We start from the raw sequence: 24,264 nt of genomic DNA on the forward strand, positions 1-24,264 counted from the left end.
AACACGCGGGCAATCTCATCGACTGCCCGCAAGGTTGGGTTATAAGGCGAGTTGAAGCTGTTCACGGAAATAAATCGCCCCATCGCGTAAGGCTTGATCGGCACTTTCCATCATGCGCGAATAATGCAAAAACGCATGTAATGTGCCTGGATACATCTGATACCGGCAGGGCTGCTGATGTTCACTCAGCGTACGATAGAGTGCAATGCTGTCGTCAATCAGCGGATCAAATTCAGCGCTGGCAATAAAACAGGCTGGCATTTTCTGACTAAGATCGTTATTGAAAATACAATAGTATGGGGATTCTTTATCATCATCGCTGGCTAAATAAGCATTCTGGTACATTGCGATATCAGGTCCCGTCAATCCGTCCCACTCTCCGCCATACAGGCGCCGACTGGCAGAATCTTGCAGACCATAAAGCCCGTAATAAAGGAGTATCCCCTGCACTTTTCCACAATCAATACCGCGATCGCGCAGCCATAATCCGCTAGCAATGGCCAGCATGGCTCCTGCGGAATCCCCCGCAAAACCAATAGATTGCATATTTAAGTGGTAATCAGCAGCGTGCTGATGGAAATGACGACAAATATCGACGGTTTCCTCTATTGCTTGCGGAAATTTTGATTCAGGTGAAAGCGTGTAATCTATGCCAATAACGTTGCAACCGCTGTAATGAGCCAGTAAACGCATAATGCGATCGTGGGTATCTAGATTACCGACAATAAATCCGCCACCATGTAAATAAAAAATGACCGCTGAGGTTTCGCTATTGGGATAGTATATTCTTGTCTCTATTTCTCCATACGCAGTCATAACCTTTTCATGAATAGTTTTCATCATCTGTGGACCATGACGATTCCAATATTTACGTTCCTCTATATAAGCTAATCTTATCGTTGAATTATCACTATCTGGCGATATCGGTATTGCATTCTCCTTTTGGACAGACAACACCTCTCGCATCTCACTTGATATTTTTTCAAGCACATTAACTTTATTAACTGGTTTCATTACACCCTCTTTAGTAACTATTTCATTAATGAGTTAACAATCAAACATCGCCTCATCATTAAACAATAAAAAACATTACTAACCATATAGATACTCAAAAAACCGAGGCATACGTCTGTCATACAGTACTCTTGTTATGTCTATGATAGATATTCAGTTAATTGCTCTGATAATGGTTTCTCGCCACTGAAAAACACACGCAGTCATATTTAAAGAAACTGTAAAATGGTAATAATACACATCAAATAAACACTAGCATTACAATAAAACAACAATAGAAATAGTTACAAACCTTCGATGTAAAATCGATGAAATACATAGCGAATACACCATTAGACAGGTATATTCTGATCCATGTATGATTATTAATGTGAATATGATCGCATAGCTATAAATTCGTTCTTATATAGTGAAATATAGATAACGGTGTGCCAAATTTTGTTTTAATTAAAAGGTGAGTCTATGTGTAGAGAATACGTGCAAGAGCCTTTATATTTGTTGGTTGCACGCTGGGCGATGCAACAGCAACGCTGGATAAGCTCGCGTGAGATAGCCGATAAGTTTAATCTCACGCCTTGTAAAGCCATTAATCTGGTTTCCTATATTCTTTCTGCCGTTGACGAAATTGACTGCCAGACTAAAACGATCCCTAACCATTTAGAAGGCCGCGGCTGTCAGTGCCAACGAATGATCCAAGTCGATCACATTGATGATCAGATTACGGAGCGCATCAAAAACGCCATTAACACGGATGGAGACGATAATGACTCCACCAGCATGCCACGTATGACGATCCCGGTACCACCATCCGAGCTCAATCAAGAGCAAAAATGGAAATGGATGCTGTCTAAGGGGCAAAGAAAATAGCCTCTCAATGATTCATAAGAAAAATATTCATCGCTCATTTCAAATATGGGTGAAAACGGCGGTGACTAGCCACAAACCGATAGAAAAAAGGGATAACAATTGTCATCCCTTTAAGAATCATTACAGCGATTAATGAAAACCGCGCTTACTCATCAAAGTACCAGTATCCCTGATTGACTAAATCAGTGAGTTCAGCAACAAAGGCGGGATTATTCAGTGCATCACCCAGCTCTTTTTTACCTACCGTAGTATAACGGCACAGCGCATCGGCGGCTTCAGGCTCAACGGCGTCCATTGGCTCGCTGTTAACAAAGAAACTATCACCAATGTTCAGCACACGTAGACCGCTCAGGCGAGTTAAGACTTCATCGCCCAGCAACGCATCAAGGATTTCATCAGGTTCATAAGCCGGTTCAGCTGGCGCGATATCCAACTCATGACGCGGCGTAGTCGCAAAACGCCCCAGCCATTGTTTGAAATCCTCAGGCTGATTGAGCATCTCGATCATCATCCCGCGCAGGCGATCGACTTCATAATCTTCGATACGGCCTACATGTTCACGGCAGGTCAAATCAGGATCGCTGTAATGCTCACCGCCAAGATCGTTTTCCAGCGCATAGTCAGCAAAGCTGCTGATTAAATCTCTGCCGTTCGGCCCACGGAAACCAACGGAATAGTTCAACGCCGTTTCGTGAGTGAAGCCGTCATGCGGGAATCCAGGTGGAATATACAAAATATCCCCTGGTTCAAGATCTTCATCAATGATTGGCTCGAACGGATCCACATGCAATAGCGCTGGGTGTGGGCAGAACTGACGCATAGGTAATTTGTCACCCACGCGCCAGCGACGGCTGCCCATCCCTTGAATAATGAATACGTCGTACTGATCGATGTGCGGCCCAACGCCGCCGCCAGGAACAGAGAACGAAATCATTAGATCGTCTAAACGCCAGTCCGGCAATACGCGGAACGGACGCACCAGTTCTGCAGAAGGCGCATGCCAATGGTTAACCGCCTGAGCCAACAACGACCAGCCGCTTTCACCCAAACCATCAAAGTGCTCGAATGGCCCGTTGCTCGCCTGCCATTCGCCGTTTTTCTGGCTCACTAAACGGCTATCCACTTCCGGCTCCATCGCCAAGCCTGCCAACTCATCCGGCGTGATTGGATCAACGAAGTTCGGGAAGGCATTTTTCAATACAACAGGTTTTTTTTGCCAGTATTTCTCTAAAAATTCAGGCCAATTAAGATTCAGTTGATAAGCCATACTTTCACACCAGTGAGCAGATAAATGGGCTCGATTATAAAGAGGCTAATAGCTTGGGTACCTTGTCATTGGTCAAGGATAATGTTGAATAATTCGCGAGGGGTAAATCAGATGGGTGAAAAACAAAACGGCGTGCTGCACTATCTCTGCAGTACGCCGAATTAAAAGCGGCTTCCGTTAGAGGATAAAGTCCTTGTCATCAATAATCCGCAACGGATCGATATCACTCTCTTTCTTGATGACTAATCCCGTTTCAGAACGCACGCATACGCCACCGTAATGGCCGCCGACGGTAAAGGTACATAGCTGAATATAGCGTCCAGCAACTTCCGGCAAACACCAAAGCTGTTGGTAGATATTTTTCTGTTCAGCGAACTTACCGGACGTTTCATCCAGCACCCGATCTTCATGGCTGATTAGACCGATGTTGTTACCACAGCGTCCAGCAATAGGTTTCACCGCGTAGCCGCTCTGCTCCAACTCTGCGTTCAGCTCAAAATCGGCGTCTAACAGATAACGATGATGCGGGAATAGCGACCACAGAACCGGCAAAATTGCCTTATTGCTTGGGATCACGGTCCACAACGGCTCAAAGACCATCACTTCAGGACGCAACAATACGTCAATCAGGCGCACTGCATTTTTAGGATGGCCAGTTCGGATCGGAAGCGCTGCGTGATCGGCCTCGCTCTCTTCACGCAATTGATCGAGAGCCGTTTCCCATGCCCATGTTTTCCACACACAGCTCACTGGGCGGTTTTCACCATCCACCAATTGGCCTGACTCAGCCCAATGCAGCTCGTCTAAACCATGCAAAATCTTACTTTCAAAACCGGCTTTCGTTAACGCGCGCTGCATAAACTGCGCGTGGTAGCTCTCTTCTGCGTCATGATCCTGAAGAATATGCACGAATGGTGTTGCGTCACTGTGTTTCCACGTATTGGCTAACGCATCCAACAGATACTCGCCGGGATCGCTGCCTGCCACCTCACCCGCCTGCTGCGCCCACTTGTCTAAAATTAGCCCGGTTTCAGCATGGCATGAGGCTGAATCCGCATTATATTCATAGACTTTTAGCCCGCGCTCATCCATGCAGAAGTCGAGGCGACCGGTGATCATATGATGACGACGGCGCTGCCAAGAAAGTCGCAGGCGCGGCCATAACGCTTCTGGAATATCAAACAGCGCCAACAAATTGTCATCCTTAAGCACCTTGTCGGTCGCGTGCAAATACATCAAATGCAGCTCGTTAGTGGCGTGGATCAACTCCTGCTCGGCGCTGCGAGAAACGGCGAAATAGCGATAGGGATCGGCATTTAGCGTATGTCCGCCGTTGGCCTGAACGTAGGTATGCTCCAATGGATCCTGCTCGTTCAGCCAAGTTCCAGCAAACTGCCCGTGGTTTTCAACACGTTCACAGTGGATCGCCAAATACGGTGCAGGTGTCTGAGGCTGCGGTAAGCTATGGCGATCATCGGCGGTCTGGATCATCCAGCCCAAAATTTCGGTATCGTCAAAGGTATCTTGGATAGCGTACTTTCCATCGCGGTAAGTCAGCGGCAACTCGCGTGTCCACTGCTGCCCAGCGGGCAACGGATGATGAATGACATTCTGCTCAACGACACGAATTTTGTTCTCTAATACCTGAGTGATAATCGCGACGTGACCCGTGTGTTCAAACTCACCGCCCTGCTGCCAAATGAGCAACGAACCGGCAACTGGCGGGCGCTCGCAGCCATTAGGAAACGCTTGTAGCGGTAAAATATTGTCATTCACCACTTGGCGCAGATAACGCAATGAGAAGATCTCATAGGCCATTCTGACATCGGTGAAAACCGTGCCATAGTTGAGATAAAGAAAGCGGCGAGCGAACTCAACGCACTGCCACTTATAACCCATATATTCTTTATCTAGATAGTGACGGAATGACGCATCATCCATCTGTTCCAGATCGTTAAGGGATTCATAATTCGAAGAGTAAATCGCCACGCCTCCAGGGGCATAGCCTAACAGCGTACCAAAAGGGGCATGTTTTTCTGTCGTGTTTACACACATAGCGGAAGCCTTACGCGAATATCACTGTCGCGACGACAGTTGGAGGAAAAATCCATCTTAAAACCACTGGCCATCATCACCATGATTTACAGCCCGTTGCAGGTGGACAACATATCAATACGTTGCCTGACTCCTTCAAAACCTGAATCAATATGATAGCACCGTTGAAGGTGTGGGAAAGATGAATTGGGCGACGCGATGGTGGTTCTGGTGTGATGCAAAGTGAGCAGGCCGAGCTCGGCCTGCTCGCAGGAAGATAAATTATAATGGATAAGGTGAGCTAATTTTCGCCGCGATATCTCGCATAGCGTTGCGCGCTGTCGGGCTAATACCGCCAAGCTGGAAAAACCCGTGGATCACACCAAGATAACGCTGTGCACTACAGTTAACGCCCTGCTCCGTCATACGCGCAAACAACACTTCACCGTCATCACATAACGGATCGTATTCGGCCGTGAGAATATGTACCGGAGGTAAACCGAAAAAGTCATCGCGCCACAGCGGACTGACTTCTGGATGCATCAACTCAGTCTGCTGGAAATAGACTTCAAAACCGCTGAGCAGCGTGTCACGGGTGAGTACAGAGCCATACTTATCCCCTCCCTGTTGTACAAGCATTATCGAACCGGAAATACCATCATCTGTACCAACTTGTGTTGGTAGATGTACGTTGAAGTCGGTTGACCTTGAGAGAGTTAATATAGCGAGAAAAGTAGGTAACTGCTGGATTTTAGACATAAAAAAAGACCTCAGTTGAGGTCTATTTACATACTGTTGGTGCGAAGGCCGGACTCAAATCACAACTTAACATGTTAAATATAAAGATTTTATTTACCACAACTCATTAAAGTGCCCCCATTTGTGCCCCCATCATTTTTTAACCCTCCTTCAAACGACAACACTTTGATAAGAAAGATTAATAACTTCAAACCGGAAGAATGAAGAACCTAAAAAAACTTTTTTTACGGAAAACTGTTCACACTGTTCACTCGCCATTATTTTTCTTTAATTTCAATGTGATAAGCAGTGAACAGTCCGTGAACAGTGAACACTTTACTGTTCACTTTCCGGGATTTCAGGTAAAAAAAGACCGGCTGATGCCGGTCCGGGCAGGTTATGTCGCGGTGGTTTCGTCGCACCGGGGCAGCCAGTCGGCGTTGCTTTCCTCCCTGAGTGCAAGGTTCGTCTGCATCCCCTGATTTGTTCGCCGCCTGGCGTAATTCAGCCCGTACTCTTTCAGCATCGATGACAGCCCTTTGCCGAACATGGTCAGGCTGAGCGTGTTCTTGTAGCCGTGCGCCTCCATGTACACCAGATAGGCGTGATACAGGTACAGTCGCGGCTGTCGCGGGATGATATTCGCATTCCCCATGTACATACCGTCAGGCTCGGGCAGTGCCTCCAGATAGCCACAAAAATCAAACGTCGGGTCAGCGTCGCGCTTGATGCTGAGTGCCTCGTCGGAGTTCTGCTGCGACTGCAGCAGTGTACGCGCGGTCATCGGGTCGCTGAACGTTTGCATAAGCTGGCGCACGATGACGGCCAGCTCCCGGGCGATTTTATCTTTCAGCTTCGGGTCACGCTCTTCCGGGGCAATCTGTTCCGGGAGGTGCATAATCACCCGGCGACACGCCGCCGCTGCGGTCGGTGAAACGCATCGGATTGTTGTTCACGGCCAGAATGACCTCCGGAATATGGGTGGAGTATGCATCGCGGTATTTCGGGTCAACGGAGACCGCATCCCCGCCAGTAATGGCCTTGAGTCCAGCCCCGTCACCGCTCCATTTCTCCTGGTCAGGCAGACGTATCGGCGAGAAGCCAATCAGCGCCGCGCGTTCGCGGGGGATTCCAACGTTTCGATAGTCGCCGACGTGGCGTTATCTTCCCCACCGAGCATGGTCGCAATTTCGGCCAGAATACTTTTCCCGCTGCCGCCCGGACCGGTCACTTCGAGGAAGAGCTGCCAGTCGTAGCGGTTCGCCAGCACCATAAACAGCACGGCGAGTATGACGTCACGTTTATCGGCACGCGAACCGGCGGCACGGTCGAGCCAGCGTCAGAAATTCTGGCGCGTGCGTCTCCAGCGTTTCCCCCTCCACTGGCGGGGTGAAATCCACATCGCACAGCGTGCGCAGCCAGTGCGTTTTGCTGTGTGGGCTGAATATACCGCTTTTGGTATCGAGCACGCCGTTGCGAAAGCCAATCAGCCGCCGTGCCGGGGCGTCCTGCTGCGGAATAATCAGTTTCAGGGTATCGACCACCGAGGCAATTTTCCCCGATGAGAACGGGGCGCGCAGACGCTGGAACAGCCCGGCCACGTCGCGCGCAAAGTCCGACGGCGGAATGATTTTCCATATACCGGCCTCATAGCGGGACAGGAGCTGCCCGTTCGCATCCACCGCCAGCGCTTCGCCGTAATGCTCATGCACCCTCATGGCTTTCTTACTGGTGCTCATGGCAGTAAATTCCGCCTCGCTCATGGTGCTGAACGGGCTGTCAGCCGGTGGCCGGATGGCGTCATACATGGCTTTACGCGTGGCCTCCACGCCGTGCTGTGTATACGCATCATTCCAGTCACCGAACACCGGCGGCAGGGCGACCACACCCTCGTAGGACTCTGCGGCCGCAGACGCTTTTGTCTGGCCGTCGCCGTTAAGGTCACGGTCTGCGGCAATGACAATCCGGCAGGCCGGGTATGTGTGACGGGCAAGGCTCGCCAGAGAAAGGAGGTTCACCGACGACAGCGCCACCATGACCGTTTCGCCGGTCAGGTGATGCACAGTGAGCGCGGTCGCATAGCCCTCCGCTATCCACAGCCGTTTTCCCGCCTCTTTTTTCCCGTCGAGAATATGACATGCCCCTTTCACCTGACCGCCTTTCAGGGTGCGCTTGAGACCGTCTGCGTTAATGAGCTGGACGTTAACCAGTACGCCGCTATCGTCATACAGCGGGACAACCACATCACCGGCGCGGTACGTCACGCCGCCGGTTTTATGCAGGGCGGTGAGCGTCAGGCATTCCCGGCCGGGGAAGCCCTTGCGGGTGAGGTAGGCGTTGCCGGTGGCCGGGCGGGCTTTCTCCATGAGCTTTACGGCCATCGCGGCGGCCGCTTTGCGGTCGGCCTCAGTTTCAGCGTCTGCGGCCGCAGTCACCGCCGGGGAAACCGGCGGCAGGTTGCCGGTGATGGCGGCCGCCTCTGACGGGGTCACGCCGAACACTTTCTCAACCAGTTTCAGGCCGTCCCCGCGCACACTGGTTACAGAACCACGTCCCACGTCCCTCTTTATCGTCAAAGCGAAAGCGGTCGGAGCCGCCACACACCGGACAGGCCTGATGGCGGTTTTTGATGACCGTTACCCCATCGCCGGGAGAATGCGCGGCCAGTGGCCGCACGCCTGTTTTACGGTGTCCGTTACGCTCATTTTCATGGTGCTTTCCCTCAGTGCAGTGCCGGTGCGGTGATATGACGGGCGCAGAGTTCATCCATCACGGCCAGCCCGAGAAAGGACAGCGACGGCGCGGCCTTGAGTGGTCCGGCTTCCATTAAATCTTCGAGCAGGGCACAGGCAATCTGACGGCCTTTTTCCTCGCCGTGCTGGCGCAGATAGAAGCCCTCCAGCTCGGCCACAATGTCGCTTTCCAGCGTACTGAGTGTGAGCTGCGGGTAGCGGTGCTGACGTTCGCACAGGGTCAGCCAGCGCTGATTACAGCGGTCCACCACACCATCGAGCCGGGCAGTCATGAGATAAATCACCGAGGTGATCCGGACGTGTCCGTCCGGTATCAGGTAGCGCTCTATTTTGTGAATATTTTTCTCAATGCAACAGGGGGAAATTGTACAAAGCACGGGACAACGGGTGTTGTTTTTTTACTCATGACCATTTAAAGGCACTGGAAGGAGTTATAAGGCACTGGAGATTTCAAAAGTGAAATGCAAATTGATTTAATCATCCTAACAGCATGAATTAATAGGATATACCGCATAAAATTTACATTCGGGATGTTCAGACCAGTGAACAGTTGGTGAACACTTCACTCTCAACTATTCACTCTTTAATTTATTGTTTTACTTATATTTTTATACTGAGTGAACAGTAGTGAATAGTTATATGTAAAAAAACAAACAGAGAGAGGGGTTTCCTGCGACCTTTCTCTGGCCAGCCGGGTTTTTAAGTTCTGTTTGTGCCACGTCTGCTACAACGGCAATGAATCGAGTTGTTGTCTGAGGGACGGCAGAATGGCGTCAGGTTGAAAACACAGAGAGAACCCGACGATGAAACCAGATTTGTTTACCGCAGTAATGAAAACCATCGGCAGCACGCAGGATGAGAACATCCGCACGGCCATTGACAGCGCACTGGACAGCCTTAACGAGAAAGCAAACCAGAACGCAGAGGCCACGCGCTTGAGGCATTCAGCAAGGCCAAATCCGTGCACACGGAAAATATGCTGAGACTGAATGATATTGATGCCGCCATTACCCGCAGCGAGAAAGAGCGTCAGAACGCCCTGAATGAAAGTGCCGAAGCGGAACAGAACTGGCGTACCCGTTTTCGCGAACTGCGCGGCATGATGACCCCGGAACTGAAAGCCGAACACAGTCAGCGAGTGGCCGGTCGGGAGCTGGCGGAGGAATTCACCGGCCTGATTGATTAGCTCAACGATGATAAAGCCAGTACCATGCTGTCCGCCTGTACATCAGGAGATAAGTACGTCGGCACGCATTTTACGGTGTTCTCTGCCTACTCCCGTAATGAGTGGGCGACCGTGATGAAAGACATCCCTCCCTCACTGGTGCGCGCATTTGCGTTACGTCTGCGTGAACTCGAAATGAAAGGAGAGGAACACCCTCATAACGATCTCATTCAGGAGCTGGGGGAGAATGTACTGGCGCAAAGCAGATACTACACATTCAACATGGCGCAGGAGCCGGTAATTTCAAAAATTGGGCTTCACCGTCCGGCACTCACCGGCGTGGATATGAAACTCTATAAAAGCCCTGTTCTCAGAATGGCGCGGGCTAAGGAGCTGGCACAGAAGAAAAAATCGCGGGGGGTTAAGCCATGATGCGCTGTCCGTACTGCAAACAGGCTGCCCATGTCCGTACCAGCCGTTACCTGTCGGATAACGTCAAGCAGGGCTACCTCCAGTGCGTGAATGTCTTTTGCTCCGCAACCTTTCGCACCACCGAGTCTATCGACGAGGTGATACGGCCACCGGCAGAAGAAAAGCCCGAACCGCCGCAGACAGTACCAGAAACACCGACCCGAATTCTGGACTGCGCCCGCTCATCGCTGCGCCACTGATTCAGGAGAAAAGATAATGGCACGAGCACTACTGGAACAGGCCTTTGAAACCTGTCAGAAGAATAAATCGGACTGGATGAACAGCAAGTCAGCACTGGCGCGGACTGAAATGGCGCTGAAAGAGCTGGAGCTGACCTGCACCCGTTATGAACCGGAGGCAGCACAGGCGCTGCGGGATGATATTGACCTGAAAAAATGGGCGGTAAATCAGTCGGCCGGGCAGTACATCCGGTCACATGAGGCCGTGCAGCGTATCAGTATCCGTCGTCAGCTCCACGCCTTTATGCAGGTAAGCGGCGACGCGCTGGCCGCCGCTCTGGCACCGGAATTAATGCATCTCTGCGAACAACCTGACATCGTCAGAGAACAGGCTCTCGACCGGGCGGCCGCCAGTGTTCGCGAAGCGCTGTCCGTTCATGTAACTCGCGGAGGAAATATTGATTATGCAGAGGAAGATCGCGACATTCTGACAACTATCGGTTTCCGGCCTGACAGAGCATCGAGAGACGACAACCGGGCAAAATATACGCCTGAACAGAGTCAGATTTTCATGCACCGACAGGCCGCGCAGACCCGCAAAAAATCCGCATAAAACGCCCCGAAAATACCCGTCTTTCTAATAAAAATAGCCATGCATGCCTACGCTGCATGGCTTTGCATGCAAAAACCTGAATTTTCCACACCCTGTCGCACCAGCACTGGCGCGGCCTGAGCCTCTTCATACACCTGCATTAAAAGCGCCCCAGGAAGCGGGCAGGCGTGGCGGGGAGAGCATTGCGCGCTATTTTAGTCTCAAGGTTAAACGCGAAAGTCATGGGCAGATAATATATTTTTCGTATTCTCAAAAAATAGAAGTTTCGTCTATATAATACAAACCTTCTCTTTCCAGCCATCTTGCCATAGCCCATGCTTCTTCAAAACGGATACTTGCCATAGTCATTCCATATGCACGACACAACTCTCGATATGTTTGATAATTTGTAGGCTGATGAGTAAAGAGCAACCACATTAGTGCTGATTCGGTAGTAAGATGAGCTATTCCACCGTTTCTATGACTTGGCCTTCTTATAACGTTGCACCTTCGACATCTCAAAGCCATATTATCAAGCCGGTCAGCTTCATCACCTAGCAATTCTCGCGGAAGAACATGATCTGCCTGTAATTCAAGGCGAGTTCCACAGTCAATGCATCGCCCCGACTGTTCAAAATGCCAAGAACGAACAGCAGCCCAACATTGCCGAGGAGGATAATGCGCCTGAAATGTTTTTTTAGAGGCTATTGATGTACCGACTTGAGATGGGTTTAAATGCCCCAAAACGAGAGAAGTGATCTGTTCATATGACACTAAATTATTATTAACTAATTCTTGCAGAAATTAGTGCCAATCGTCTTCTCCCCAATCTCTACTATCATTTGGGTATAAACCAATATTCATATCTCATTCTCCATTATTGAAATAATATCCTTCATATTGATATCCAATGCTTTGCATATATCAAAAACCTCCACAACATCTAACCTTCTGATGCCGCTTTCATATTTGGAAACGTATGTTTGATCTTTACCTAAGAGTGAGGCTAACTCTTCTTGAGATAGATTTTTTTTAATCCTTGCAGATTTAAGAAAAAGCAAAATACTTACATATTCCTTTCTATATATAGTCTTCATTTTTTTCTCAAAGAAATGATGAATTAACGTTTCCAACTTGGTATAATTGCATCATTTTTCATATATGCGAAATTAGCATAAACACAGGTGATCAAATGCTACTATGCAATTACCTCATTGATTTATTTAGAAAAAACCTCAACACATCGTGGAATCCCAATGAGCAACTAAAACGCAAACTAGCTAAACACATTTCAGTTGAATGCACACAGAGCACCTACAATGAAAAAGTGTTAATAAATAATCTTGGTTTTTTGTTAAACGAAAGATTACAACTGAATCAGGATGTATTTAGATACGTCATAAATGAACTTGCAAAAAAAGGTTGTATTTTTAATTACCACGATAAACTTTTAATTAAAAATGCACTAAACCGTATTGACTTAAATTTTTCACACTGGTTTTCTTCACGATTTCCTTCTTATTTCGAAGAAAACATAATTTCTCACGCAGAGGAAAAAAGAAATAAATCATTCATTGATGTTGATTGGCATTTAAATAATGATAAGAAGTCAGATGATGTAATTGAATCAATTTTCTGTTCATTTATTCACTATGCGTTTATAAAAAACCCTGAAATTAGTGAAGATTTCTCTATCGAGCAACTTCATAAAGAGTCTTTTTGGGAATATTTAAAAAACAATCATAGCGAACAAATAAATAGAAAAAATGGACTCTCAATCGTAAATGCAACCTCAATAATTGATCAATGCGCTTCATATGAAGAAAATTTATCGTGTATTTTCAATTTAATAGAGGATCAATATACAACTCTTGATAATCATTCATATTTAGCCTTTGTATTTGACGATTCCATTGTTAATCGTTGGGAAATCATTGCTGACCTGAGCATTTACGCCGAGAAATTTGTCGAAGCACCATTGAACAAAAAATTCTTTGAGTACAAAAGAGTAGAATCAGACACTTGTTCACATGTAAAAGAATTAAACCTTGAAAAAGCTAAATTCGAGTTACTGAATGAGGGGTTCACTTATAAAGACTGCTATATTGCTTATGAAGCTGAAAAAGAAAATATCATTGTTCTTTTCGAAAAAAACATGAGAGATGAGAGAATAGTCCCTTGTCCTACTTGCAGAAGTAATAATGTACGAGGGAATTCTTATCCAGTTCTAGGTGTTAAGAGTTGGGAGTGTAATAATGTTTTTTGCGGTGATAAAAGCAAATATAATCGTGGCAAAAGATACTCTCTTGTATCTATAATGCGTCAGCAAGCTATCCTTGATGATAGGAATATAATTTGCAAAGAAGTATTGAAAAACTGGAGAAGGGATATAAGCTATATCAACTCCAAAAAGGAAATATACTCTTTCCTTATATCATGCTATTCTTTAGCAGATGATACTGTAAATATTATAAATAACTCAAAAATAGATATAATATTCCCATACAGGAATATTAGTATAAAAAAATGGGAAGTAAAATCAAATTTATATTACTATCAGAAATATGAATCCCTTCATTTTTTCTCTAGGTTTTTAGTTAAAAAGAAAACTAAAAAAGATATTAACTCGCCTGTAATAAATATCACGGGAAGGGATGATATTAAATTATATAACGGCGATTGCTTTGAAGTTTTATCACAATTACCTGATAGTATCTTTGATGGTGCGATCACATCACCTCCATACTATAATGCTAAAGAATATTCTAGCTGGAAAAATATATATTGCTACCTATATGATATATATGGAATGTTTCAAGAGACATACCGTACCTTTAAAGAGGGAGGGATATTTCTCTTTAACATTTTTGATTATTTTGATAACGAAAACACAATTGTCTTCTCTCAGATGGGGAAAAAACGCCTAATATTAAGTTCTTATATTATATACTTAGCAAAAAAAGCCGGTTTTAAAATAGTTGGCAATTGTGTCTGGGATAAAGGGGAGATCCAAGGAAATAGGAACTTTAATCAAGGGAATAACTCCCCATATTATCAAGCACCACTTAACTGCTGGGAGCATATATTGATCTTTGCAAAATCGGAAAGTGGTCGATTTGACAATATTGCTGATAACATACCTACAAAGCATAAGAGTACACCTGTATTTAAGATAATCAAAGGTGAAAATACTTATGGTCATTCCGCTCCTTTTTCAAAGAAAATCCCTAATATTCTTTTAGAAAAAATGGAGAAAGGTTCATTAGTACTAGATCCTTATTCTGGCAGTATGACTACAGGAAGAGCTGCATTAGATTTCGGGATTAATTCTATAGGGATTGAACTTCATGAGGATTATTGTCATCTATCCCTAAAGAAATTAGAAGATGAAGAGCAGGAAAGGCGTAACATGTTACTTTAAATAATCAGAGGGGGAATCCCCTCTGATATTATTTAATAAAGCTGATTTTAGCAAAGTCATATGGTGTTATAAAACAAAAACGATTTTTATCAATATAATCAGCCCACCATTGAACCATTAATTTCCGCTCATCCAAATGCTCTGAAGTATGAATATAAGCCGCACGCACATTATTACGCTCTGTGTGGCTTAACTGACGTTCTATTGCATCATCGCTCCATAACCCTGACTCACCCAGCGCACCACGCGCCATCGTTCTAAATCCGTGCCCGCAAACTTCGGTTTTCGTGTCATAACCCATGGCACGCAACGCGCCATTCACCGTGTTTTCACTCATGACCTTAGTTGCATCATGATCTCCCGGGAAAAGAAGCTCTTTATCTCCACTGATTTGCTTAAGCTGTTCCAACAACAACATAGCTTAGCGACTAAGCGGAACGATATGTTCCTCTTTCATCTTCATACCACGATACGAGTAACGTACACCTTTAATTTCCTCTCGTTTTGCAGGTACACGCCACTGAGATTTATCGAAATCAAATTCTTCCCAACGAGCAAAACGTAACTCACTGGAACGTACAAAAGTAAGCAATGAAAGCTCGACTGCGATCCGTGTCATTACACGGCCACGATATGCAGCAAGACGTGCAAGAAATTCAGGAAAACGGCTGGAGGGTAAAGCAGAGTAATGTCGTGCTTTGGTTGTTGATAACGCACCTGCCATATCACTAGCCGGGTTAGAATCGATGTAATCGCTCTGGACGGCATACCGCATAATGGCCGTGACACGCTGCTGAAGACGCTGCGCGACATCATGCTTACCACTGGCATCAACCTTTTTGATTGGGGCTAACAAGTGGCTAGTTTTGAGCAGGCGAATGTCTGACGAACCGATATGAGGGAAGATATAAAGCTCAAGATAACGAAGAACGCGCGATCGATGATCTTCGCTCCATCGCTTGTTAATGGCATGCCATTCACGAGCAATAGTTTCGAAAGTATATGCCCCCGAATTCTCGGCATGAGCTTCTTTCTGTACGGCTTTTGGATCAATGCCCTGCACTAACAGCTTTTTGGCTTCGTCGCGCTTTGCCCTAGCCTGAGCAAGCGTCACAGTAGGCCAAACACCAAAAGCGAGGCGATCCTCTTTTTTGTCAGAGGGGCATCTATATTTCATGCGCCAGTATTTAGATCCCTTGGCCGAAACCTTGAGATACAAACCACCACCATCGGCCATTTTGTAGGTTTTGTCTTTTGGCTTTGCTGTCTCGACCTGTCTGGCGTTGAGCTTCATTTGGGGGCACATTTCAAATCGAAGTTAAGATACCCCCAATTATGCCCCTACCAATGTCCGGATTGCAACGGATGTGCTCGGACGAATTGAGGCCAAAAAAAAAGCCTTTCGGCTTTATTTTTAGTAACTTATGGACTGTTACGGACGTTCTCGAACATTCTAATGGTGCCGAAGGCCGGACTCGAACCGGCACGTCTTTCAACGGTTGATTTTGAATCAACTGCGTCTACCGATTTCGCCACTTCGGCACGAAGAGGTATGCGGAAAACGTGTGCATTATACCTAGCCACGAACCTCACGCAATACTTATCCTGCATTCAATTGTTTAAGTGACCAAAAAAACGGCGAAGATGCGAGAGAAAGCGCGTTATTGCATATTTTATCATCGATATGTCATCACCATTACGTTCTTGTGGCGTGTTTTGCACTCGTTCAAAGCCGATATCCGTTTTCTTAAATGTCAACGTAAGAAGAAATTATCGCTTTTTCTGGCGGATGGCGTGAGTTGCGATAAGCTCACTCCACGTTAGCTTTAATTCATTGTGTAGTGCCCTCCTCATCGGGAAAATTTATGTCATCTAATAATCCTTATATTGTTGAAGTAATTGAATCACATGAGTTGATTCAGCAGTGGTTTGCAAATACTCCTGTGGAGGCTGATGTCTGTGAGCGCTTGCTGTCGCATTTTAGTCCTAGCTTCACCATGGTTGGCGTCAGCGGCCACGCGTTAAGCTACTCCGCGCTGTGTGCATTCTTTCAGGCTAATGGCGGTGCTAAGCAGGGGCTTAAGATTGAAGTGTCGGCGATAGAAATTATCAGTGAATGGGAAAACGGTGCGGTGCTCAGCTATCAAGAGCAGCAGTCATTGCCAGATCAGGCGGCATCGCTGAGATACTCAACGGTGGTGTTTGAGAAAGATCTTCAGGGGAAAGTTCTGTGGCGGCATCTGCATGAAACTAAGGCCAATAGCGGGACTTAAGACGTAAAAAAGGCGGGAGATATCCCGCCTTTCGTTTTTAATCAACCGGCGTTAATTAGTTGATTTTGATTGGCATACCAGAGCGTGCTGCAATGGCATTATCAACTGCGCTAGTTTGAACGCTTGGATCTGCAATCACTTTATTAATCGCATCGGTTAATACCACTGGCACCGGCGCATCAGAATTGAACTGCTGCTCTGTCGTCGACAGCGGGTTGTGTACCTCGATGTAACGAGAACCATCGGGCTCAACGGTCGCTTTTACAGGCTCATTGATAAACTGTAAACGGGTTCCGACGGGCACGTTGTCAAACAGGTATTTGATATCGTCATCACGCAGACGCACACAGCCGTGGCTTACGCGCAGGCCGATACCAAAGTTGGCGTTAGTACCGTGAACGGCATACAAACGACCGATATATAGCGCATAAAGCCCCATTGGGTTGTCAGGGCCTGCTGGGAATACCTGTGGAAGAATCTCACCATTGGCAGCGTACTCTTCATGCATTTTTTTGGTCGGCGTCCACGTTGGGCCCGCTTTCTTACGTTGAACAGAGGTTACCCAGTTCATTGGCGTATCGCGACCTAGTTCACCAATCCCAATCGGCAGCACTACAACGGTTTTAGAGCCTTTTGGATAGTAATACAGACGCATCTCTGCACTGTTGATGATGATGCCTTCACGCGGAGCATTTGGCAGGATCAGCTGGTGCGGAATAGTCAGCGTCATACCCGGTTTCGGCAGATAGGTATCCACTCCTGGGTTAGCTTCCAGCATGTTACTCAGGCCCATCTGATACTGAGCGGCAAAGTGCTCCAGAGGCAGTTTGCTGTCATCTGGAACTTTTACTTGGATATTCTCACCGATCAAGCGGCTATTATTCGCAGGTAAAGGGTATACAACGGCAAATGCGGACTGCATACAAGCAGTTGCTGCCAGAAGCACCGTGAAGAGCGCACGGATACTCATTTTCATGTTTATATTCCTGTTGAGTGCTAGACCGCGCGCAGGCGGTTGTCAATGTTAGTCAGAGAAGACTGGATGCGCATTATATGTGCACAAACGCAAAAGAGGAAAACATTCGTGTGTATCTTCACAACAACGTATTTTTCCATCACTAAACCAAACTGTGCATATCTTAAGATTAGCGCTGCCCGTGAGCTAGATCACAACCATTTTTGTTTCGATATGTGGCGTTTGGTTTTATTTACAAAAAATCAATGAATTCTGCTCTGCGACCAAACTTGTTAGCATTAATATGTCCCCACTAAAAAATCTGACCAAACCTATTGCCTGAAAAAATGGATAAACGCGTGTTGAAATTTTTCCCTGCGACACTGCTGGCTGTCGCCTGTGCGCTAACACCAATTAGTGCCTTTGCCCAACAACCTGAGCCCTTAGCCTCGCAGGTTGTTGACGGTTACGCCGAGCACATTTTCTATAACAGCGGTGCTGCTGCGATGGCTTTAGTGGCCATTGATAACAATCAACAGGTGTTTAGAAGCTTTGGTGAAACCCGTCCTGGGAACGATATTCGTCCGCGTAAAGACTCGCTCATCCGTATCGCATCACTCACTAAGCTAATGACCAGTGAAGTCCTCGTGAAACTGGCGGATGAAAGGAAAGTCAGTCTGTATGACCCCTTAAGGAAATATGCCCCCAAGGGTATGCGGGTGCCTTCCTATAGTGCCAATCAGCCTATCGTCCTAATGAATTTAGCATCTCATACCAGCGGACTCCCTCGTGAACAACCAGGAGGAGCCCCCCATCGCGATGTCTTTACGTGGCCAACCAAATCTGATCGTTGGCAATGGTTGAAAAGTGCCAAGATAACCGTGCCACCGGGCGTACGCGCATCATATTCCAATCTGGCTTTTGACCTGCTAGCGGACGCTCTCGCTCAAGCCACGGGAAAATCCTATCCGAGTTTATTGAAAGAGAAAGTCACTCAACCACTCGGTATGAAAGATACCACCTACACGCCGTCCCCAGAGCAATGCTCGCGGATGATCGTACCCGCTCGCGGCGCCAGCCCATGCCAAAATAGCCTTGCCGCCATCGGTAGCGGTGGGATTTATTCCACCTCGGAAGATATGCAGCGTTGGATGCAACAGTTTCTATCGTCAGCCACTCAGCCACGCAGCCCCTATGCACAGCAGTTGCTGAAAATGTATTACCAGCGAGAAAAGCTGACGATGATTAAAGGTATGGATGTTCCAGGCAAAGCCGCAGCGTTAGGGCTCGGTTGGGTTTATATGGCACCGCAAAATGGTTTACCGGGAATAATTCAAAAAACCGGCGGCGGCGGCGGATTCATTACCTATATGGCGCTGATACCAGAGAAAAATGTCGGTGTGTTTGTTGTGGTGGCTCGTACCGAGCTCAGCAAGTTTACAAATATGAGCGATGGCGTTAATCAACTTGTGAGTGAATTAGCCCAGAAAAACCAGTGAACTGCGTCAGTTTCAACCAATAAAAAAACGGGCCTATCAGGGCCCGTTTTTATCTCGTACTGCATAGAAGAAGACTACGATTTTCTCAGCAGCATATAGACACTAATCAGCAGGAATAGCAGACTTGGTAGTATCGCACCCAACACAGGTGGAACGCTGTACACCAAGCTTAGTGGTCCAAATATCTCATCAAGTACGTAGAAAAAGAAGCCAAAGCTAATGCCGGTTAACACCCTTACGCCCATAGGCACACTACGTAGTGGACCAAAGATAAAGGAGAGTGCCATTAGCATCATTACAGCAACAGACAGCGGAGCGAAAATCTTGCTCCACATGTTTAGCTGATAACGCGAGGATTCCTGACCACTTTGCTTCAAATACTTCACGTAATGATACAGACCGCTGATAGAAAGAGAGTCAGGACTCATGGCAACGACGCCCAATTTATCTGGGGTCAGATTGGTTTTCCAAACGCCGTTCAGCGTCTGTGAGCCTGTGATCCTTTTGCTGTCGGTTAGGTTAGATTCTTCAACCTGCGATAGCTTCCACTGGTGTCCTTCAAACGTTGCAGAGTTGGCATAGCGTAATTTTTGCAAGTGACGTTCATTATCAAAGCTATAAATACTCACGCCCTGAATACTCTTCTCACCGGTAACACGCTGGATAAAGATAAAGTCAGTGCCATCTTTCGCCCACAACCCCGTTTGCGTAGAGAGCAATGATCCCCCATACATCTGCTGAGCACGATAGTTACGCGCAGCCTGCTCCCCTTGTGGAGCAACCCACTCACCAATCGCCATCGTCAGTATCACCAGCGGAATAGCGGTTTTCATCACAGAGGAGGCAATTTGCATGCGGGTATAGCCAGCCGCCTGCATAACCACCAGCTCACTGCGTTGCGCAAGCATCCCGAGACCTAACAGCGCCCCGAGCAGAGCGGCCATAGGAAAGAAGACTTCAATATCCTTTGGCACGCTTAACAGAGTGTAAAGACCTGCGCCAGCGGCGGAGTAATCCCCCTGCCCAACCTTACGCAGCTGATCGACGAATTTGATAATTCCCGATAACGACACCAGCATAAACAACGTTGCCATGATGGTGCTGAAGATGGTACGCCCAATGTAACGGTCTAATACTCCTAGCATCAGGCGACTCCTTTACCAGTCATTCGCGCACGGATTCGACGCATCGGCAGCGTATCCCAAATGTTCAACGCAATCGCGAGCAGCAGATAGAAGCCGTTCACTACCCATACCCAGATAAAGGGATCAATCTTACCTTTGGCAGCGTTGGAGCGCAGAGAGCTTTGCAGCAGGAAGAAAATGAGATACAGCAGCATTGCAGGCAGCATACTCAACACTCGACCTTGTCGCGGGTTAACCACGCTCAAAGGCACGACCATCAACGCCATGACAAAGACAGAGAATACCAACGTGATACGCCAGTGGAACTCGGCGCGGAAGTCTTTTTCGTTGGAATCCCACAGCGCCTGCATTGGCGCCTGATCGGCATTGCTTGGATTTAAAACAACAGCCTGATGCCCAATAACCGCTTCATAGTTAACGAAATCGGTAATACGGAAGTCACGCAACAACGCGGTCCCTTCATAGCGAGTACCGGTATCGAGCACCACCTGTTGGGAACCATCAGGACGCCCTTCCATATGGCCAGTATCTGCCACCACGACCGATGGGCGTTGCGTTCCATTAGGACGCAATTGCGCTAAAAAGACGTTTTCGAACTTTTTGCCCTTAACATCGCCCACAAACAGTACATAGTTGCCATCCTTTGAAGGCTGGAACTGCCCTTCAACCATGGATGCTAAACCGGGGTTGGCCTTGGCCTCCGCCATCACTTCATCGGAGTGGAATGACGACCATGGGCTCACCCAAAACGCGTTAACCAATGCAAACGCGCCCGTAATAAAGGCAAGAATCATCGCGGTTTTAATCAGCACACCTTTGCCTAAGCCACAGGCATGCATAACCACGATTTCACTTTCAGTATAAAGTTTACCCAGCGTCATCAGTAGCCCAAGGAACAGGCTAAGAGGCAGAATAAGCTGGGCCATCTCAGGCACACCCAGCCCGAGGAGAGATAACACTAAGTTTGTCGGAATTTCGCCGTCAACTGCCGCACCGAGTATCCGCACCATCTTTTGACAAAAAAAGATCAGCAGCAGGATAAATAGGATAGCAATCTGACTCTTAAACGTTTCCCGTACCAGATATCTAATGATGATCACGCTTATTACGCCTGTGAAAACTTGTCTTTTTGCAGGAAAATAGATAATTTCTACGCTAACCCGCCATTTTTATGATGATTATGGCGGCGGTTACAATCAGAATAGCATTACAGCATGTGCCGCAAGTGTAACCTATAGGAACACACTTATAACTGACACTCTGTAGAGAGCGAATCGCCAACTACCTGTGATGTATACCCAAACTTGTTATCGTTGTCGCAAACAATGAACACAGCAACAACATAACGATAAGAAAGGTAAACTGATTGTACAGTAAAACAATTGTACCGTAATCGTTGGTAACGAAAACGAGAAAATAACTACCGATTGTACAACGCCCCTCTGCACAGCACATAAAGTGCCTAGCAGAATGAGAGAAAATCACGCTATTGCCGATAAAAATGTGGATAAAAACCGCCATCGTCGGTGAGAAACGTGAATTAGTGTTCCAGCCAGTTCAACGGCAAGGGCCGATATAATAGTGACTTAAGCGATATTTCTTGCAGTAAGAAATATCTCAACGCCCCAAATAATTGTAGCTGCATCAAGGTGACAAGCGAGAAACCCCAAAAACTCGGGTGAACAATCGCAGTTAAGAAGACACGGCTTCAAGTATGCAAGGTATTATAGCTTAGTCATCACCCGCACCGTTGTCTTTAAGATTCAGGAGAGTGCATGGAGTTCAGTGTAAAAAGCGGTAGCCCGGAAAAACAACGTAGCGCCTGTATTGTCGTCGGTGTTTTCGAACCGCGCCGACTGTCCCCAATCGCAGAACAGCTCGATAAAATCAGCGATGGCTACATCAGTGCCCTACTGCGCCGTGGCGAACTGGAAGGTAAAGTGGGTCAAACGTTATTGTTGCACCACGTACCTAACGTACTCTCAGAACGCATTTTGCTGATTGGCTGTGGCAAAGAACGCGAGCTGGACGAACGTCAGTATAAACAAGTCATCCAAAAAACGATTAATACGCTGAACGACACTGGTTCAATGGAAGCGGTTTGCTTCCTGACTGAGCTGCATGTCAAAGGCCGTAATACTTACTGGAAAGTACGTCAGGCGGTCGAAACAGCCAAAGAAACGCTTTATACCTTCGATCAGTTGAAGAGTAATAAAGCCGAGCCGCGTCGTCCACTGCGCAAAATGGTCTTCAACGTCCCAACCCGTCGTGAACTGACCAGCGGCGAACGAGCCATCCAGCACGGCTTAGCGATTGCCGCCGGTATTAAAGCCGCGAAAGATCTTGGCAATATGCCGCCGAATATCTGTAACGCAGGCTATCTGGCATCTCAGGCTCGCCAACTGGCAGATAGCTTCAGCCCCAACGTCAGCACCCGAGTTATCGGCGAGCAGCAGATGAAAGAGCTGGGCATGAATGCTTATCTGGCCGTTGGACAAGGTTCGCAAAATGAATCACTGATGTCTGTTATTGAGTATAAAGGCAGCAAGAACCCAGATGCCAAGCCTATCGTCTTGGTTGGTAAGGGATTAACCTTTGACTCCGGCGGTATTTCTATCAAACCAGCGGATAGCATGGATGAGATGAAATACGATATGTGCGGTGCAGCGTCTGTCTATGGCGTAATGCGTATGGCCGCTGAGCTGCAACTTCCGCTGAATATCGTTGGTGTGCTCGCAGGCTGTGAAAACATGCCGGGTGGGCGCGCCTATCGTCCGGGTGACATATTAACCACGATGAACGGCCAAACCGTTGAAGTTCTTAATACCGATGCCGAAGGCCGTTTGGTGCTGTGTGACGTTCTGACCTACGTTGAACGCTTTGAACCCGATGTGGTGATTGACGTTGCGACGCTGACCGGCGCCTGCGTGATTGCTCTGGGTCATCATCTGACTGGGCTGATGGCCAACCATAACCCATTAGCATCAGAACTGATCAGTGCATCAGAACAGGCCGGTGACCGTGCGTGGCGTCTCCCCATGATGGATGAATTCCAAGAACAACTGGATTCTAACTTTGCCGATATGGCAAACATCGGTGGCCGACCAGGCGGTGCAATTACCGCCGCTTGCTTCCTGTCTCGATTCACCCGCAAATACAGCTGGGCACATCTGGATATCGCAGGTACGGCATGGCGTTCCGGTAAAGCCAAAGGTGCAACAGGCCGCCCTGTTGCCATGTTGTCTCAGTTCCTGCTCAATCGCGCAGGGCTGAATGGCGACGATTAAGGAAATTTAGTTAATAATGGAGACCCCAATTCGGCTTCCCCTCCACAGGGAATGGCCGGAAGGGGTCTTTAGTTGTTTTTATTTCACTACTTCATAAGTGCTGTATAAGCTTAAGGCTCAATCACATCATGAAACAGGCAACCTTCTATCTTCTAGAACATCATCAACCTGATGGTGAACTGGATGCCGTTGAGGCGCTGGCCTGTGACCTTGCTGCCGAACAATGGCGTTCAGGTAAACGAATTCTCATTGCCTGCCAAAGTCAGGAACAGGCGGTAAAACTGGATGAGGCGCTATGGGCTCGAGATCCCCATCAGTTCGTGCCACATAATCTCGCGGGTGAAGGTCCGCATTACGGCGCGCCCGTGGAATTATCATGGCCTGGAAAACGCGGCAATGCACCGCGCGAACTGATGATCTGCCTACAGACCGAGTTCGCGGATTTTGCCACCGCTTTCCATGAAGTGATAGACTTCGTTCCTTATGAAGACGCTTTAAAGCAGTTGGCGCGTGAGCGCTATAAAATCTACCGCAGCGTCGGCTTCCAATTGACCACGGCTACGCCGCCAACTCACTGATCGATCAAAATCAAAGAACAGACGAA

17 protein-coding genes, 1 tRNA gene and 5 pseudogenes are annotated in these 24,264 nt (G+C 47.5%); 10 read left to right on the top strand and 13 right to left on the bottom strand.

Features of this window, described 5'->3' with window-relative positions; translation table 11 throughout:
• Window positions 1-39 precede the first annotated feature (39 nt).
• Window positions 40-1,014: an acetyl esterase gene (aes, locus tag K9N75_RS19100; protein ID WP_224452008.1), complete on the bottom strand. Its 975-nt coding sequence runs from the start codon at window positions 1,012-1,014 to the stop codon at window positions 40-42.
• A gap of 462 nt (window positions 1,015-1,476) precedes the next feature.
• On the opposite strand from aes, the gene caiF reads away from it, so the two are divergent.
• Window positions 1,477-1,881, top strand: a complete 405-nt coding sequence (gene caiF, locus K9N75_RS19105) for a carnitine metabolism transcriptional regulator CaiF (RefSeq protein WP_008815286.1) — start codon at window positions 1,477-1,479, stop codon at window positions 1,879-1,881.
• Window positions 1,882-2,026: 145 nt separating this feature from the next.
• Here caiF and K9N75_RS19110 read toward each other — a convergent pair whose 3' ends face one another.
• The 5 genes and pseudogenes from K9N75_RS19110 to K9N75_RS19130 form a co-directional block, all read right to left on the bottom strand.
• Window positions 2,027-3,148 (bottom strand): ribosomal protein uL16 3-hydroxylase, encoded by a 1,122-nt coding sequence (locus K9N75_RS19110; protein WP_039184742.1) that lies wholly within the window; start codon window positions 3,146-3,148, stop codon window positions 2,027-2,029.
• Between the two features lie 177 nt (window positions 3,149-3,325).
• A complete protein-coding gene (gene gss / locus K9N75_RS19115; RefSeq protein WP_166713509.1) occupies window positions 3,326-5,203 on the bottom strand; it encodes a bifunctional glutathionylspermidine amidase/synthase in 1,878 nt (625 codons plus the stop codon).
• A gap of 261 nt (window positions 5,204-5,464) precedes the next feature.
• Window positions 5,465-5,788, bottom strand: a pseudogene (locus K9N75_RS19120) (alpha/beta hydrolase fold domain-containing protein); the annotation flags it as partial.
• A 529-nt stretch (window positions 5,789-6,317) separates the two neighbouring features.
• A pseudogene (locus K9N75_RS19125) lies at window positions 6,318-8,631 on the bottom strand (primase-helicase zinc-binding domain-containing protein).
• Between the two features lie 11 nt (window positions 8,632-8,642).
• Window positions 8,643-8,900, bottom strand: a pseudogene (locus K9N75_RS19130) (DUF5375 family protein); the annotation flags it as partial.
• A gap of 749 nt (window positions 8,901-9,649) precedes the next feature.
• Here K9N75_RS19130 and K9N75_RS22930 point away from each other — a divergent pair.
• The 4 genes from K9N75_RS22930 (at window position 9,650) to K9N75_RS19150 (ending at window position 11,101) form a co-directional block, all read left to right on the top strand.
• Entirely contained in the window at window positions 9,650-9,859 is a 210-nt protein-coding gene (locus tag K9N75_RS22930) for a hypothetical protein (RefSeq protein ID WP_224452009.1), read from the top strand.
• 114 nt (window positions 9,860-9,973) lie between these two features.
• Window positions 9,974-10,270 carry a hypothetical protein gene (locus K9N75_RS22935; RefSeq protein ID WP_224452010.1) on the top strand — a complete coding sequence of 99 codons (297 nt, stop codon included), beginning with the start codon at window positions 9,974-9,976 and terminating at the stop codon, window positions 10,268-10,270.
• Entirely contained in the window at window positions 10,267-10,509 is a 243-nt protein-coding gene (locus K9N75_RS19145) for an ogr/Delta-like zinc finger family protein (protein ID WP_199372392.1), read from the top strand. The genes K9N75_RS22935 and K9N75_RS19145 overlap by 4 nt, the downstream gene beginning before the upstream one ends.
• A gap of 16 nt (window positions 10,510-10,525) precedes the next feature.
• A complete protein-coding gene (locus tag K9N75_RS19150; protein ID WP_199372391.1) occupies window positions 10,526-11,101 on the top strand; it encodes a phage polarity suppression protein in 576 nt (191 codons plus the stop codon).
• A 534-nt stretch (window positions 11,102-11,635) separates the two neighbouring features.
• On the opposite strand, the pseudogene K9N75_RS22855 reads toward K9N75_RS19150, so the two are convergent.
• Window positions 11,636-11,854: pseudogene (locus K9N75_RS22855) on the bottom strand (hypothetical protein); the annotation flags it as partial.
• Window positions 11,855-11,940: 86 nt separating this feature from the next.
• On the bottom strand, window positions 11,941-12,177 hold the full coding sequence (locus tag K9N75_RS19160; protein WP_063978770.1) for a helix-turn-helix domain-containing protein: 237 nt from the start codon (window positions 12,175-12,177) through the stop codon (window positions 11,941-11,943).
• Between the two features lie 95 nt (window positions 12,178-12,272).
• Between K9N75_RS19160 and K9N75_RS19165 the strand changes: the two genes are divergently transcribed.
• A complete protein-coding gene (locus tag K9N75_RS19165) occupies window positions 12,273-14,501 on the top strand; it encodes a DNA-methyltransferase (protein ID WP_199372389.1) in 2,229 nt (742 codons plus the stop codon).
• A 28-nt stretch (window positions 14,502-14,529) separates the two neighbouring features.
• Here K9N75_RS19165 and K9N75_RS19170 read toward each other — a convergent pair.
• Window positions 14,530-15,795, bottom strand: a pseudogene (locus K9N75_RS19170) (tyrosine-type recombinase/integrase).
• A gap of 163 nt (window positions 15,796-15,958) precedes the next feature.
• Window positions 15,959-16,043 (bottom strand) — tRNA-Leu (locus tag K9N75_RS19175).
• Window positions 16,044-16,366: 323 nt separating this feature from the next.
• Between K9N75_RS19175 and K9N75_RS19180 the strand changes: the two genes are divergently transcribed.
• The gene (locus K9N75_RS19180; RefSeq protein WP_064572653.1) at window positions 16,367-16,774 is read left to right on the top strand and encodes a DUF4440 domain-containing protein; all 408 of its coding nucleotides are present in this window, start codon (window positions 16,367-16,369) and stop codon (window positions 16,772-16,774) included.
• A 55-nt stretch (window positions 16,775-16,829) separates the two neighbouring features.
• Here K9N75_RS19180 and K9N75_RS19185 read toward each other — a convergent pair whose 3' ends face one another.
• Entirely contained in the window at window positions 16,830-17,750 is a 921-nt protein-coding gene (locus K9N75_RS19185; protein ID WP_008815344.1) for a L,D-transpeptidase family protein, read from the bottom strand.
• 326 nt (window positions 17,751-18,076) lie between these two features.
• Here K9N75_RS19185 and ampH point away from each other — a divergent pair, with 326 nt between their 5' ends.
• A complete protein-coding gene (gene ampH / locus K9N75_RS19190; RefSeq protein WP_224452011.1) occupies window positions 18,077-19,228 on the top strand; it encodes a D-alanyl-D-alanine-carboxypeptidase/endopeptidase AmpH in 1,152 nt (383 codons plus the stop codon).
• 74 nt (window positions 19,229-19,302) lie between these two features.
• On the opposite strand, the gene lptG is transcribed toward ampH, so the two are convergent.
• Together lptG and lptF are read right to left on the bottom strand one after the other, a co-directional pair.
• Window positions 19,303-20,373 carry an LPS export ABC transporter permease LptG gene (lptG, locus tag K9N75_RS19195; RefSeq protein WP_004097246.1) on the bottom strand — a complete coding sequence of 357 codons (1,071 nt, stop codon included), beginning with the start codon at window positions 20,371-20,373 and terminating at the stop codon, window positions 19,303-19,305.
• On the bottom strand, window positions 20,373-21,473 hold the full coding sequence (gene lptF / locus K9N75_RS19200) for an LPS export ABC transporter permease LptF (protein ID WP_008815346.1): 1,101 nt from the start codon (window positions 21,471-21,473) through the stop codon (window positions 20,373-20,375). Before lptF ends, lptG begins: the two co-directional genes overlap by 1 nt.
• A gap of 675 nt (window positions 21,474-22,148) precedes the next feature.
• Here lptF and pepA point away from each other — a divergent pair.
• Together pepA and K9N75_RS19210 are read left to right on the top strand one after the other, a co-directional pair.
• Complete coding sequence (gene pepA, locus K9N75_RS19205) at window positions 22,149-23,660, top strand: leucyl aminopeptidase (protein WP_004097244.1); 1,512 nt, start codon at window positions 22,149-22,151, stop codon at window positions 23,658-23,660.
• A 128-nt stretch (window positions 23,661-23,788) separates the two neighbouring features.
• Window positions 23,789-24,238, top strand: coding sequence for a DNA polymerase III subunit chi (locus K9N75_RS19210; protein WP_004097243.1), 450 nt, complete (start codon window positions 23,789-23,791; stop codon window positions 24,236-24,238).
• Window positions 24,239-24,264: the final 26 nt, after the last annotated feature.

This window comes from Hafnia paralvei, from assembly GCF_020150375.1.
Classification (GTDB): Bacteria; Pseudomonadota; Gammaproteobacteria; order Enterobacterales; family Enterobacteriaceae; genus Hafnia; species Hafnia paralvei.